The sequence below is a fragment of the Brevundimonas sp. AAP58 genome (genome assembly GCF_001295975.1).
Lineage (GTDB): Bacteria > Pseudomonadota > Alphaproteobacteria > Caulobacterales > Caulobacteraceae > Brevundimonas.
Genome location: NZ_LJHU01000122.1, coordinates 1 through 12407 on the forward strand (window position 1 = coordinate 1; position 12407 = coordinate 12407).

Consider the following 12407-nt stretch of genomic DNA (forward strand, 5'->3'; position numbering starts at 1 on the left):
CCCGCCTGTGGCAGCTGGCCGAGGCCCTGGAGACGCCGATCAGCTACTTCTACGACGGCCTGACCGAGGCTCTCGAAAAGAAGGACAGCCCCGGCCCGCAGGGCGGCGAGATGTTCAGCCGCAAGGAGACGCTGGACCTGATCCAGGCCTACTACCAGCTGGGCGAACGCCCCCGCCGGCGCCTGCTGGACCTGGCCAAGTCGCTGCACACAGACGGCGATCAGGCGGCCTGATCGGCAAGAAGCCCTCGCACATCTCTCCCCTGGCGGAGACAGGGCTTCATCACGCCTCTTCAGGATACTTGATCGAGCACCCGTAGGGCGTGGCGAAAGCTGTGCGCACCGGTCGCCCGGCTTCCAGATCCTCCAGAGCGGCGCGGACGAAGTTGTTGGCGCCGTCGAGGTCCGCGACGTCGTTGGTCGGACGGTCGTCGATGCCGCCCTCGAAGACGATGCGGCCCTCGGGGTCGATCACGCGCATGTCCGGCGTCGTGACCGCGCCATACAGCTTGCCGACCTCGCCGGTCGGATCGAGCAACAGGTGGGTGAAGGCGGCGGAATGAGTGTCGCGATAGGCGCGGGCCGCATCGCCGGTAACGTACCCCTGCTTGCCGGGTGCCGAGGAGACGATGGTCAGCCACACCACGCCGTCGGCCGTCGCCTCGCGCTGGAGCGCCTGCATGGCCCCGGTCGAATAGTGCTTCTGGACATAGGGGCAGCCCTCATTGGTCCATTCGATCACGACCGTCTTCCCGCGGAAGTCGGCGAGCGACCGCGGATTGCCCTCGGCATCGGTCAGGGTGAAGGCGGGCGCCAGGCCGGCCTGGGTCGCGTCGGCCTCGGAGGCGCTGGCGGGCGTGGCGGCCGTTTCGGCGGCGGGCGCCTCGGCCTGCTGGCAGGCGGCCAGAGCGAGCGCCACCAGCGCGGGAGCGAGGATGCGGAGGGTCTTCATGCGTCGTCTCCTTTCAGGTCGTGGGGGTGAACCTATCCGGCGAGCGCGTCGATGACGACGCCCTCGGTCAGAAGCTGGGGCAGGATCTCCGGTTCCGCCTGACCGGGCCTGAAGACCATGTAGAGCGGCACGCCGGATCGCTCCCGACGCTCCAGCTCGCGGGTGATGGCGTCGTCGCGGGACGTCCAGTCGCCGACCAGATAGACGGCGTTGGCTTCGGTCAGCGCCTCGGCCACGCGCGGCGAGGACAGGGCGGCGCGCTCGTTGATCTTGCAGGTGACGCACCAGTCGGCGGTGAAGTTGACCAGAACCGTGCGACCCTCCGCCGTCGCGGCAGAGACCGCCGCCTCCGACCACGGCTGGGACGGCAGGGCGGCGCTGGTCGCGGTCGATCCGGCCTCCACGCGCGGCGCGCGGACGGCGGCGAAGGACAGGCCCGCGACGGCCAGAAGCGAAACGACCGCGACGCCCGCCATGAGGCGTCCGCCCGAGGCCTGCGCCTGTCCGAACAGCCACGCGGCGAGCGCCAGCGCCAGCGCCGCGCCGAACAGCAGGCCCAGCGCGTCGGCACCGGCCTGGTTCAGGAACACCCACCCCAGCCATAGCGCCGCGCCATACATGGGAAAGGCCAGCACCCCCTTCAGCCGCTCCATCCAGGCGCCGGGGCGCGGCAGGCGGGCCAGCAGCCGGGGCGACAGGCTTACAAGCAAGTACGGCAGGGCCAGACCCAGCCCCAGCATCAGGAAGACGATGAGGGCGAGCGGGGCCGGCATCACCAGCGCGGCCCCCAGCGCAAACGCCATGAAGGGCGCGGTGCAGGGCGCCGCCACCACCACCGCCAGCACGCCCGTGAAGAAAGCACCAACTCCGCCGGGCAGTCTCGACAGCGGCCCGGCCCCGGCCGCCGCCTGCAATCCCGCCCCGACATGGAAGACGCCCGACAGGTTCAGCGCCACCGCCAGCATCAACAGGGCCAGGATCGCCGTGATGACCGGCGACTGCAGCTGGAAGCCCCAGCCGACCGCCTCGCCCGCCGCGCGCAGGCCCAGCAGCACACCCGCCAGGATCAGGAAGCTGACCAGCACGCCAGCGGTGAACAGCAGGCCGTCGCGTCGGGCCTCGGCCGGAGCATGGGCCGACTTCGCCAGCGAGGCCGCCTTCATGGCCAGCACCGGGAAGACACAAGGCATCAGGTTCAGGATCAGGCCTCCGAGCAGGGCGAACAGCGCCGCCTGGCCGAACACCAGCCAGTCCACCCCCGCCGCGCTGGACGTCGCCTCCGACAGGTCGAGCGCGCCCTCGCCGTCCGCGCCCGGCAGGGGCGGTCCGGGCTCGGCCGTGATCTCCCAGGCCCCGGTATCGGTGACGAGGACGCCGCCGATCGGACCGGTCAGCCCGCCGGTCCTCAGCGCTCCGCCGATCTGCAGGTTCAGCGTCACCCCGTTCGGGCCACGCTCGCCGGGCTGGGGCGCAGCATGCTGGATGACGCCGGTGTCGAACGGGAAGAACCAGGCCCGGTCGCCGTCGTTCTGGGTGAGTGGGCCGCCCGTCGCGGTCAGCGTCAGGGTCTGGCCCGACAGGGTCGCGCGCGCCGTGATGCCCGCAGGGCGCGGCGCAGTCTCGACCACCGTTTGAATGTCTTCGCCCCAGCGCGGATCGAGGGGAGCCGCGCCGTCGCGGACGGGCAGGTCCAGCCGCAACATCAGCTCGTCGGGTACGCACATCTCGTCGCTGCACACGAGAAACAGGGCGCGCACTATCAGCGGCAGGGTCGTCCCGGGCCGCGCATCGGCTGGGACCTCGATCGGCACAGGCAGGAAGACCTGGCCGGAGTAGCCGTAGTTCATCAGGTCAGCGAGCCGCTGACGCTCCGGCACGGGCCACAGGATGTCACCGGCTGCGACGCCGCCAGGCAGGTTCCAGGTCAGGGTCGTCGGTCCGCCGGAGTCCCCGGGGTTGCGCCAGTAGGTGTGCCAGCCGGGCTCGATCTGCTGGCGGATGGCGACGATGGCCGTGCCGCCCGGCGTCGCCCACTGGCTCATCGACACCAGCTCGGCCTCGATGCGAACGGTGCTTTTCGGACCCGTCTCGACCGCCCTCGGTGCGGCGCTCGGCGCAGGCTGGGCGACAGCGGCGCCCGCCAGTCCGATCCAAAGCAGAAGAAGGGCGATCAGGCGCAAGGGCGTCGGCTCTCCGGTCGGCGGGCGATCTGTCTAGCCGCTGTCGGCAGGATGCGCCACGGCGACGGGACGCCGCGTTCTCTTCGCCCTACCGCGAACGGTCGTTACGAAGGGCAATACAAAGAGGCGGCCTGCCTCGCGACAAGCCGCCCTTAAAACTCAAACCGAACGGGATCTTAGTAGCGACGCTGCCCGTTCTCCCAGTAGCACTCGTCCTGGCGGTTGTCGTAGCAGTAGTAGTAGTTGCCACGGTTGTCGCGGTAGCGCTGCTGGTTGGCCCGGTCCTGGTTCGACCCACGGATGGCACCGGCCGCACCGCCGACGACGGCACCGATGGCCGCGCCCGTTGCGGCGTTGCCCGAGCCGACGTTGTTGCCGATGATGGCGCCGGCGACCGCGCCGATGCCGGCACCGATGGCACCCTGACGGACCGTTTCATTCGGGCCGCTGTTGTAGCCGTAAGGGTCGCTGGCGCAGGCCGTGGCCATGAGGCCCGCCGCCCCGATCGCGATAATCGCCTTGTTCATGGGTATGTCCTTCATCCCTGATGTTCGCCCCGTGAGCGAGAACGCTGGATTATAGCCGAGGTTCCACGCCTATGCTGCCTCTTAACGATGACATAGACTGGGCTGTCGAGCGCGCGAGGGGCGTCGTTCGGCAGAGCGTCAGTTGTGCAGGGGGTTTTGCTTATGCGTATTCCTGAACCGGTCCGCGATTCCGACGGCCATTCCAGCCCGGTGTGGGCCCGCAAGAAGCGCCGGGGTGCCGGGGTCGGAGGTCTGGTCGGCTTGCTGGTGACCCTTCTGGCGGTCTTTGGAGCCTTGACCGCGGCCCTTGGTGTCAAAGAGCGGTCTCTGGCGGAGGGCGGTGCCCTGATGGACGGATGGATCACGGCCGGCGTCAACGCGGCCCGCGAGCTGGCCGGCCAGACCCCGGAAGCGGCGGAGGCAGCCGCGGACACGGCCGGAGAGGCGGCCGAGAAGGCTGGCGATGCGTTGGGAGCCAGTGCCGCCACGACGACCGAGGACCTTCGGCAGCAATAGTCACGCTTGGTCGGAACGGGCGCTTGACGGGCGCGTTCGGCGGGTGTGATCGATCAAGTCATGCCCTCTGACCACGCCATTGCGGCCGAACCGTCCGACGGGACGAGCGTCGCCGCTGAGGCACCCCGTGCTCTCACGTCCCATTTGCTGATCCGATCCGCGATCGTGCTGGTGAACCCCTTGTCGGGGTCGACTGGGCCGCGTGCGGTCGAGGAGGCGAGCGCCATCATGGCCGAATACGATCTCCAGTCGGAGGTGGTGGAGCTCGTGGGGGCCACGCTGGACGATCAGGTGGATGCAGCCCTGGCTGGCAAGCCTGACGTGTTGGTCGTCCTCGCCGGCGATGGAACGGCGCGCGCCGTGGCCTCGAAGGCGGGACCGGACGGCCCCCTTATTGCGCCTCTACCCGGCGGCACCATGAACATGCTGCCCAAGGCGCTCTATGGCACGACCGACTGGAAGCAGGCCTTGCGCGAGGCTCTGGAGAACGGCTCGGAACAGTTTGTGTCGGGCGGCGTCGTTCTGAATGAGAGCTTCTATTGCGCGGGGATCTTCGGATCGCCTGCTCTGTGGGCTCCGGCGCGGGAGGCGATGCGCACCGGCAAGCTTGGCCTAGCCTGGTCCTATGCCCGCCGTGCATTCCGTCGGGCCTTCTCCGGCAAGATTCGTGTGGAACTCGATGGCGGCAAGATGCGGCGGACCGAGGCCCTGGCGCTCATCAGCCCGATGATCTCCAAGGCCATGGAAGAGCCGGTCGGACTGGAAGCCGCCGCCATGAATCCCATGGACGCCTCGGAGGCCTTTCGCCTGGCCGCGACCGCCCTGTTCAGCGACTGGCGTCAGGACCCGTCGGTGGCGACCCAGTCCGCCAAACGCATCCGCATCCGGGCCCGCTCGCGTATTCCCGCCGTTCTGGACGGAGAGCCGACCCTTCTGCCGCCGGACACGACCGTCCGGTTTGTCCCCAAGGCTTTCCGCGCCCTGGCACCGCTGCCGCCTGCCTCCGAAGACAGCGTCTGATGGCCGAGGGTCGGCTGCTCCAGTTTTCCGATGTCCACTTCGGGGTCGAGCACAAGCGAGCCTGCGCCGCGGCTCTGGACTATGCACACGCCCAGCCGTCCGATCTGATCCTGATCACGGGCGACATCACCCAGAAGGGCCTGCCCGGCGAGTTCGAAGCCGCCGCCGACTGGATCCGGGCGATGCCGGAGCCGCGGTTCGTGATCGTCGGCAATCACGACGTGCCGTACTACAGCCTGGCGGCCCGGCTGTTTCATCCGTGGCGCGCGTTCGAGACCGCGACCGGCTATCCGGCGCATGACGGAGAGTTCGTGTCGGACACCGTCATGGTGCGGGGTGTCGTCACCGCCCGCGGCTGGCAGGCTCGACCGAACTGGTCCAAGGGCGTCATCGATCTGGACCAGACGCGGCGAGCGGCGGCCGCCCTGCGTCAGGCACCGGTCGGAGCGCTGCGCATTCTTGCCTGCCACCATCCCCTGATCGAGATGATCGGCGCGCCCATGACCGGCGACGTCAAGCGCGGCGACGCGGCGGCCGCCATCTTCGCCGAGGCGGGCGTGGACCTGATCACGACCGGCCATGTGCATGTGCCCTTCGCCCTGCCGATCGACCTGTCGGATCGATGCTCCTACGCCATCGGCTGCGGGACGCTGTCGCACCGCGAGCGCGGCGCTCCGCCCAGCTTCAACCAGATCGAATGGTCGGCGAGGGAGATCGTCGTGACGGTGATCGCCTGGGACGGGTCCGGCTTCGCGCCGGCCGAGACCTGGCGGCTGCCCCGTCGGCAGGACACCCGTCACCGCGAGTCGGCCCCGGATCCGGCCCTGCCGGGCGCGCGCGAGGCGGCGGCGGTCTGAAACGGAAAAGGCCGCAGCGGCGACGCTGCGGCCCTTTCCATCTATGGCGTGTGGATCACGCTAGACGCGCCCACCCCGTCCCCGCATTCCGTTCGCCACCAGCGAGATGATGAACAGCACAAGCGCAATGACTGCCACGAATTTGGCGATCTCGAACGAGAAGTTGGCGATACCGCCAAAGCCGAGAACGGCCGCGACGAGTGCGACAATCAGAAAAATGATCGCCCAGCGAAGCATGATGCCCCTCCTTGGACCCAGAAAGAAAAACAGCAACACCGCCATCGATGCCGCTGTTCTTCAAACGTGATGGATTGCGGGAGGTTCCCTCAGTATCGGCGTCGCCGACCATGGGACTTTTCCGTGAAGGCCGCTGCGACCATCGTCGCCAGCGCCGGGTTGCGCAGAAAGATATAGCCCCCCGCGAGCGCGGCCACGGTGCCCAGAATCGGGCGTTGGCGGAACAGGGCATAGGCACGGGAGCCTAGACCCTCGGGTTCTTCTTCTTCCTCTTCGCTCAGCCCCCCCGCCTTACCGAGAAAGGCCACGGCGACAACGATGGCGATCAGGGCGAACAGACCGGCCGTGACGGCGGCTGCCCCCAGCGGCGGCAGAACGAGCGCCAGGGCGTAGTAGACGGTCGCCCCGAGCGCCACGACGGCAACAAAGGCGCAGCCGGCGACCACGAAGGCCGCCGACAGTTTACGAACGACGCTCTTGCCGATCATCAGCGACGGCGACCGGCGAGCAGCAGGCCGAGCACGACGCCGACGCCGAGCGCGATGGCGGTCGACTGAAGCGGACGCTCCTGCACCCGCTCGGTGACGTAGCGCTGGGCCTCGTCGAACCGTTCGGCGGCGTCGTCGTAGTACTCGCGGCTGCGCACGCGGGCCTGGTCGTAGTAGTCGCGGGCCTGCTCGCGCAGGACCTCGGTGCGCTCGCGGATGCGGGCATCGGCCTCGGCCGCCTTCTCGCGCAGGCGAGCTTCGGCCTGGGCGGCCTTGGCCTTGAGGCGGGCGGCCTCCTCGCGGGCACCAACCTTCAGATCCTCCTTGAGGGTGTTCAGGTCGTTCTTGATGTCTTCCCGAGCCTTGCTGGTCGCCATGATGCGCGCTCCGTGTTTGTCAGCTTTGCCGTAGATAGAGGCCTCATCCGCTGAACGCCACACCCCGCCGCTTGTTCCGCTACATTGCGGCAAGCGCGGTCGCGCCCGTCTTCTAGCCGAAGCACCAGGCGAGCACGGCCTTCTGGGCGTGGATGCGGTTCTCCGCCTCGTCCCAGACAAGCGAGCGAGGGCCGTCGATGACGGCGTCGGTGACTTCCTCGCCCCGGTGGGCGGGCAGGCAGTGGAGAAAGACAGCCTCCGGATCGGCCAGGTCCATCAGGGCGTCGTCGACGCCGTAACCCTCGAAGGCCTCGAGCCGCGCCTCATAGTCGCCGTCGCCCATGGAGACCCAGGTGTCGGTGACGACGACATCGGCCCCGCGCACGGCGTCCCTCGGGTCGCTGGTCAGGGTGACGTGGACGCCGCCCTTGGCCAGATCGTGCAGGTTGGGGTGATACTCGGCGGGGCAGGCGACGGTCAGGTGGAAGTCGAACTTGGGCGCCGCGTGCATGAAGCTGTGGCAGACGTTGTTGCCGTCCCCGACCCAGGCGATCGTCTTGCCGGAGATCGGGCCGCGATGCTCTTCGATGGTCTGGAGATCGGCCAGGATCTGGCAGGGGTGGGAGCGGTCGGTCAGGCCGTTGATGACCGGCACGGTCGCGACGCGAGCGAAGCGTTCGACGTCCTCGTGGTTGTTGGCGCGGATCATGACCGCGTCGACCATGCGTGACAGGACCCGCGCGGTATCCTCGACCGGCTCGCCGCGACCCAGCTGCATGTCGCCGGCGTTGGCGATGATGGAGGCCCCGCCCAGTTGGCGGATGGCGGCGTCGAAGCTGAAGCGGGTGCGGGTCGAGTTTTTCTCGAAGATCATCGCCAGCACGCGGTCCTTGCCCGGCGCGTCGGCGTCGGGCCGGCCCTGGGGCCAGCCCTTGCGGGCGGCCTTGCGGGCATGGGCGTCGTCGAGGATGGCGCGAAGCTCGGCGGCCTCCAGCCGATGGATGTCGAGGAAGTGGCGGACCATGCCGGTCAGGCCGCCATCTTGCCGCGCGCGGCCTCGCAGGTGCGTTCCAGTTTCTCGACGGCCTCGCGGGCCTCGTCGAGGGTGAGGTTGAGCGGCGGCAGCATGCGCACGCAGTTGTCGCCGCCGCCGGCGATCAGAAGGTGCTGGCCGTCGCGGGCCATGGCCATGAACTCGCGATTGTTGGGGACCAGCTTCAGGCCGATCAGCAGGCCCTTGCCGCGCACGTCCTCGATGATGTCGGGGAAGCGTTCCTTCAGGCCGTGGAGCTGCTGCTTCAGGTAGCCGGAAATCTCCGCGACATTGCCCAGCACCTCGGGCGTGTTGATGGTGTTGAAGGCCGCGAGGCCCACCGCCATGGCCAGGGGGTTGCCGCCGAAGGTCGAGCCGTGGGCCCCGACCGTCATGCCCTTGGCGGCTTCGGTGGTGGCGAGGCACGCTCCGATGGGGAAGCCGCCGCCGAGCGCCTTGGCGATGGCCATGATGTCGGGCGCGATGCCGGCCCACTCATGGGCCCACAGCTTGCCCGAGCGGCCCATGCCGCACTGGACTTCGTCGAAGATGATCAGGACGCCGTGCTGGTCGCACAGTTCGCGCAGGCCCCGCAGGCAGACGTCGGGCATGGCCCGGCAGCCGCCCTCGCCCTGGACCGGTTCGACGATGATGGCGGCGGTCTCGGGTTTGGCGATGGCCTCTTTCAGCGCCTCGTGGTCGCCCCATTTCAGCTGGTGGAAGCCCTGCATCTTGGGCCCGAAGCCCTCGGTGTAGTTGGGGTTGGCCGCCGCGTTGATCGCGCCGTAGGTGCGGCCGTGGAAGGCCCCGTCGAAGCCGTAGATGTCGATGCGGTCGGGCTGGCCGTTGGCCGCATGATACTTGCGCGCGGTCTTGAGCGCGCACTCGACGGCCTCGGTGCCCGAGTTGGTGAAGAAGACCACGTCGGCGAAGCTGGTCTCGGTCAGGCGATCCGCCAGTTCCTCCTGGCCCGGGATGCGGAAGATGTTGGAGACGTGCCAGAGCTGTTCGGCCTGGGCCTTCACCGCCTCGACCAGCACCGGGTGGGCGTGACCCAGGCCGTTGGTCGAGATGCCCTGGACGCAGTCCAGATACTCGGTCCCGTCCTTGGCCCACAGGCGCGCGCCTCGCCCGCGATCCACTTCGAGCGGCGCGCGATTGTAGACACCCATCAAGTGACCGGACACGGACCTACCTCCAAAAGAAACGAAGCCCCGGCGCGGGCGCGACGGGACTTTCAGGGTCGGTGACTTGTCCGTCGGGGGGACGGCTTAGTCAACACCGTGCGCGGCCCGTGGGCGGATCAGTTGTCCCGCGAAAGACGTAGCGCCAGATCGGCGATGAAGCGCGCGTTCCTCAGAATGTCGTCGCCATCGATCCATTGCATGTCGTCGCCGGCCGAATGGATGCGCTGGAACACGGGCGGGACGAAGCCTTCGGCCAGTCCGGTCGTCTCGCCGCCGTTGAAGGCCAGCCACATCTGGTGGGCCCCGACGGCGTCCTGCGATCCGATGGAGATGACCGGCACGCCCGCGGCCGAGAAGACCCGGTCATCGCTGGGCGGATAGACGGGGAAGGCCATGCAGTCGACGGCGCGTTCAGCGCACTGCATGCGCATGGCGGCCAGCACGAAGGCGGACTGTTCGCCGACGTTCTCGCCGTACATCAGGGTCTCGCCGTAGCCGTTGACGTCGAGGTTGATGACCGCGTGGATGCGGCTGCGGTCATGGCCCTCCAGCCATTTGCGCGCGCCGATCAGGCCGAGCTCCTCCTGATCGGTGAAGACGAAGACGTAGCGGTAGGGCGACGGCGTCTGGGCGACCCGGTCGGAGATCAGGTCCAGCGCCTCGATCATCAGGGTGATGGAGCCGGCGTTGTCGATGACGCCCTGGGACATGACGCCGTCCGACAGGGGCACGGCGTCGAAGTGGCCGGTCAGGACGATGTCCTTCTCGCCCTCGCCGACAGTGACGACGACGTTGGCGCCGGGCAGGGGGCCGGTGCGGGGTGTGCCGCCCTCGAAGCCCTGAAGCTCTGGCTGGTAACCGGCGGCGCGCAGCTGCTGGACGAGGACGTCGCGGCGTTCGTCGTTCGTCTTGGAGGCGTAGGCCTGGATGGCCGTCTCGATCGCCTGGCCCTCGGGCGACAGGTCATCCTGGGCGAAGGCGGGGGAGGCGAACACCGTCGCGGCGATGATGAGCGAGCGGAACAGCATGGAGACCTCCCCGAAAGATGCGGAAGGGTTAGCGGCTCAGCTCTTCAGCCGCCAGCCTGACTTGAACACCAGCCAGCAGGCGACGGCCATGACGGCCGTGAGAACCAGGCTCATGACCACGCCGATCATCAGGTTGCCCTCGGCCTGGCCGATGAAGCCGTAGCGGAAGCCGTCGATCAGATAGAAGAACGGGTTCCAGTGGCTGATGGTGGCGAAGGGCTCGGGCAGGTTCTCGACCAGATAGAAGGTGCCCGACAGGAAGGTCATGGGCATGACCACGAAGTTCTGAACGGCCGAGAGGTGGTCGAACTTCTCGGACCACAGGCCCGCCAGCACGCCGGTCATGCCCATGAACAGACAGGCGGCCGCTCCGAAGCCGACGATGGCGAAGATGTTGGCGATGCCCAGCTTGGCGAAGGGCAGGACGCAGACGGCGGTGACCAGCCCGACGGCGAGGCCGCGGGTGGCGGCGCCGAGCGAGAAGCCGATGGTCAGTTCAAGCGGGCTGAGCGGCGGGGTCAGGAAGTCGGTCGAGGTGCCCATGATCTTGGCCTGGATCAGGCTGGAAGAGGCATTGGCGAAGGCATTGTTCAGCATCGCCATCATGATCAGGCCGGGCGCGACGAATTCGGCGAAGGGCGTGCCGTGGAGCGGCGGGCGGACCCCCTGAAGGGCCACGACGAAGACCAGCATGTAGAGGAGCGTCGTCACCACCGGCGCGGCGACGGTCTGGGCTCCCACCTTCCAGAAGCGGCGGACCTCGCGCAGATACAGCGTCTGCACCCCGATCCAGTTGATCCCGGCGTAGTGGCGCGGCGTGGGCAGGCCCGGAGGCCGGGTGGAGGCGAGGTCCGTCATGGGCGGTCAGATGCTGGGTGCGGCCCGCCAAGGCAAGGGCGGTGAAAAAACTCCAATGGACTCCAATGCCAAGTCATTGATTTCCCTCGTTGTCGTTTGGAGTCCCGAAAAACAGACTCCACTTTCTCCAATCCGCCCGCCGGTCTGGCCCGGAGGCGCTTTCCAGAGAGACTAGACGCGCGCCACGTCAGAAGCGGACGCACCGGGTCGCTGCCCGCCCTCGCCGAACGCCGATTCAAGATGTGGTTCCTGTGGACGGACTGATTCGCACATCTTGCGCCCGTTAATGGGTCGTTTACGATTAGTTGTGGGTCAGGGGGCCGGGAGGAGGCTCCAGGCGCCACATCTTGAATCATTTCGTACCCGGAGGGTGGCATGACCGCAGGCTGGACCGAGGATCGCGTCGGCGCGCTGAAGAAGCTGTGGCTGGAGGGGCAGTCCGCCTCGCAGATCGCCAAGCAGCTGGGTGGCGGGGTCACCCGCAATGCCGTGATCGGCAAGGTGCATCGCCTGGGCCTGTCGGGCCGGGCCACGCCGTCGCAGCCGGCGCGCGCCGCCACGACCTTCCGCCCCGCCCGGGTGCGCACCACGCCGCCGGCCCAGCCGTCCGCGCCGCGTCGGATCGAGGCGGCCCAGCCGCGCCCCGTGGCCCCGACGCCGCCGGTCCAGAGCGTGCAGGAGCTGCCGGGCACGGCCACGGTGATGACGCTCGGCGCCCACATGTGCAAATGGCCGATCGGCGATCCGTCCTCGCCGGAGTTCAGCTTCTGCGGCCGCCGGGCGTCGGAGGGCGTCTACTGCGTCGAGCACGCCCGCGTCGCTTTCCAGCCCGCGCTCAAGAAGAATGGCAAGGACGAGCTGGCGCGTTCGCTGCGGCGCTACATCTAGAGAAGGGCGCTACGCTCGGCTCGCGGAGTCTCGCTGCGTGAGCGCGGGCTCCGCTCCAACCCGAAACCTTCGCCGCAACGTCGCGCGTCGGTCATGAACGCCCCCTAGAGGGCCGCGATCCGCCTCGTCGGCTTCTGGCTTGACGAGACCACGGGGGCGGGGCTGCGGTTATCCGGGTTGACGCAGCCCCCGACCCGTTCCCGCCAAATCCTCACCCGCGTAGCGGGGGAGGGGGACCAGCCGAAGGCTGGTGGAGGGGG

14 protein-coding genes and 1 pseudogene are annotated in these 12407 nt (G+C 68.6%); 5 read left to right on the top strand and 10 right to left on the bottom strand.

Going from position 1 to position 12407, the window contains the following annotated elements:
* Positions 1-233, top strand: a pseudogene (locus IP78_RS15575) (transcriptional regulator); the annotation flags it as partial.
* 49 nt (positions 234-282) lie between these two features.
* Here IP78_RS15575 and IP78_RS13970 read toward each other — a convergent pair.
* The 3 genes from IP78_RS13970 to IP78_RS13980 form a co-directional block, all read right to left on the bottom strand.
* Positions 283-951 carry a thioredoxin family protein gene (locus tag IP78_RS13970; protein ID WP_054112273.1) on the bottom strand — a complete coding sequence of 223 codons (669 nt, stop codon included), beginning with the start codon at positions 949-951 and terminating at the stop codon, positions 283-285.
* A 32-nt stretch (positions 952-983) separates the two neighbouring features.
* Positions 984-3131, bottom strand: coding sequence for a protein-disulfide reductase DsbD (locus tag IP78_RS13975; protein ID WP_054112274.1), 2148 nt, complete (start codon positions 3129-3131; stop codon positions 984-986).
* A gap of 176 nt (positions 3132-3307) precedes the next feature.
* Positions 3308-3658 (bottom strand): YMGG-like glycine zipper-containing protein, encoded by a 351-nt coding sequence (locus tag IP78_RS13980; RefSeq protein WP_054112285.1) that lies wholly within the window; start codon positions 3656-3658, stop codon positions 3308-3310.
* Between the two features lie 162 nt (positions 3659-3820).
* Between IP78_RS13980 and IP78_RS13985 the strand changes: the two genes are divergently transcribed.
* Genes IP78_RS13985 through IP78_RS13995 form a run of 3 tightly spaced genes read left to right on the top strand, consistent with a single transcriptional unit; the run spans position 3821 to position 6051 of the window.
* A complete protein-coding gene (locus tag IP78_RS13985) occupies positions 3821-4174 on the top strand; it encodes a hypothetical protein (protein WP_054112275.1) in 354 nt (117 codons plus the stop codon).
* 60 nt (positions 4175-4234) lie between these two features.
* A complete protein-coding gene (locus IP78_RS13990) occupies positions 4235-5194 on the top strand; it encodes a diacylglycerol kinase family protein (RefSeq protein ID WP_054112286.1) in 960 nt (319 codons plus the stop codon).
* Positions 5194-6051, top strand: a complete 858-nt coding sequence (locus IP78_RS13995) for a metallophosphoesterase (RefSeq protein ID WP_054112276.1) — start codon at positions 5194-5196, stop codon at positions 6049-6051. The genes IP78_RS13990 and IP78_RS13995 overlap by 1 nt, the downstream gene beginning before the upstream one ends.
* Before the next feature lie 60 nt (positions 6052-6111).
* Here IP78_RS13995 and IP78_RS14000 read toward each other — a convergent pair whose 3' ends face one another.
* The 7 genes from IP78_RS14000 to IP78_RS14030 form a co-directional block, all read right to left on the bottom strand.
* The gene (locus IP78_RS14000) at positions 6112-6288 is read right to left on the bottom strand and encodes a DUF1328 domain-containing protein (protein ID WP_082385148.1); all 177 of its coding nucleotides are present in this window, start codon (positions 6286-6288) and stop codon (positions 6112-6114) included.
* Between the two features lie 89 nt (positions 6289-6377).
* The gene (locus IP78_RS14005) at positions 6378-6776 is read right to left on the bottom strand and encodes a hypothetical protein (protein ID WP_054112278.1); all 399 of its coding nucleotides are present in this window, start codon (positions 6774-6776) and stop codon (positions 6378-6380) included.
* Positions 6776-7153 (bottom strand): DUF883 family protein, encoded by a 378-nt coding sequence (locus IP78_RS14010; protein ID WP_054112279.1) that lies wholly within the window; start codon positions 7151-7153, stop codon positions 6776-6778. The genes IP78_RS14005 and IP78_RS14010 overlap by 1 nt, the downstream gene beginning before the upstream one ends.
* A gap of 112 nt (positions 7154-7265) precedes the next feature.
* Positions 7266-8177: an ornithine carbamoyltransferase gene (gene argF / locus IP78_RS14015; protein ID WP_054112280.1), complete on the bottom strand. Its 912-nt coding sequence runs from the start codon at positions 8175-8177 to the stop codon at positions 7266-7268.
* A gap of 5 nt (positions 8178-8182) precedes the next feature.
* The gene (locus tag IP78_RS14020; RefSeq protein WP_054112281.1) at positions 8183-9358 is read right to left on the bottom strand and encodes an aspartate aminotransferase family protein; all 1176 of its coding nucleotides are present in this window, start codon (positions 9356-9358) and stop codon (positions 8183-8185) included.
* A 131-nt stretch (positions 9359-9489) separates the two neighbouring features.
* Complete coding sequence (locus tag IP78_RS14025; protein WP_054112282.1) at positions 9490-10401, bottom strand: M28 family metallopeptidase; 912 nt, start codon at positions 10399-10401, stop codon at positions 9490-9492.
* Positions 10402-10437: 36 nt separating this feature from the next.
* Entirely contained in the window at positions 10438-11259 is an 822-nt protein-coding gene (locus IP78_RS14030; RefSeq protein WP_054112283.1) for an ABC transporter permease, read from the bottom strand.
* Positions 11260-11634: 375 nt separating this feature from the next.
* On the opposite strand from IP78_RS14030, the gene IP78_RS14035 reads away from it, so the two are divergent.
* Positions 11635-12147 (top strand): GcrA family cell cycle regulator, encoded by a 513-nt coding sequence (locus tag IP78_RS14035; protein ID WP_054112284.1) that lies wholly within the window; start codon positions 11635-11637, stop codon positions 12145-12147.
* Positions 12148-12407: the final 260 nt, after the last annotated feature.

Coding starts and splice junctions, on each gene's coding strand:
- IP78_RS13985 (WP_054112275.1), top strand. CDS start 3,821: ATGCGTATTCCTGAACCGGTCCGCGATTCCGACGGCCATTCCAGCCCG.
- argF (WP_054112280.1), bottom strand. CDS start 8,177: ATGGTCCGCCACTTCCTCGACATCCATCGGCTGGAGGCCGCCGAGCTT.
- IP78_RS13980 (WP_054112285.1), bottom strand. CDS start 3,658: ATGAACAAGGCGATTATCGCGATCGGGGCGGCGGGCCTCATGGCCACG.
- IP78_RS14020 (WP_054112281.1), bottom strand. CDS start 9,358: ATGGGTGTCTACAATCGCGCGCCGCTCGAAGTGGATCGCGGGCGAGGC.
- IP78_RS14010 (WP_054112279.1), bottom strand. CDS start 7,153: ATGGCGACCAGCAAGGCTCGGGAAGACATCAAGAACGACCTGAACACC.
- IP78_RS14030 (WP_054112283.1), bottom strand. CDS start 11,259: ATGACGGACCTCGCCTCCACCCGGCCTCCGGGCCTGCCCACGCCGCGC.
- IP78_RS13995 (WP_054112276.1), top strand. CDS start 5,194: ATGGCCGAGGGTCGGCTGCTCCAGTTTTCCGATGTCCACTTCGGGGTC.
- IP78_RS14000 (WP_082385148.1), bottom strand. CDS start 6,288: ATGCTTCGCTGGGCGATCATTTTTCTGATTGTCGCACTCGTCGCGGCC.
- IP78_RS13990 (WP_054112286.1), top strand. CDS start 4,235: ATGCCCTCTGACCACGCCATTGCGGCCGAACCGTCCGACGGGACGAGC.
- IP78_RS13970 (WP_054112273.1), bottom strand. CDS start 951: ATGAAGACCCTCCGCATCCTCGCTCCCGCGCTGGTGGCGCTCGCTCTG.
- IP78_RS14005 (WP_054112278.1), bottom strand. CDS start 6,776: ATGATCGGCAAGAGCGTCGTTCGTAAACTGTCGGCGGCCTTCGTGGTC.
- IP78_RS14025 (WP_054112282.1), bottom strand. CDS start 10,401: ATGCTGTTCCGCTCGCTCATCATCGCCGCGACGGTGTTCGCCTCCCCC.
- IP78_RS14035 (WP_054112284.1), top strand. CDS start 11,635: ATGACCGCAGGCTGGACCGAGGATCGCGTCGGCGCGCTGAAGAAGCTG.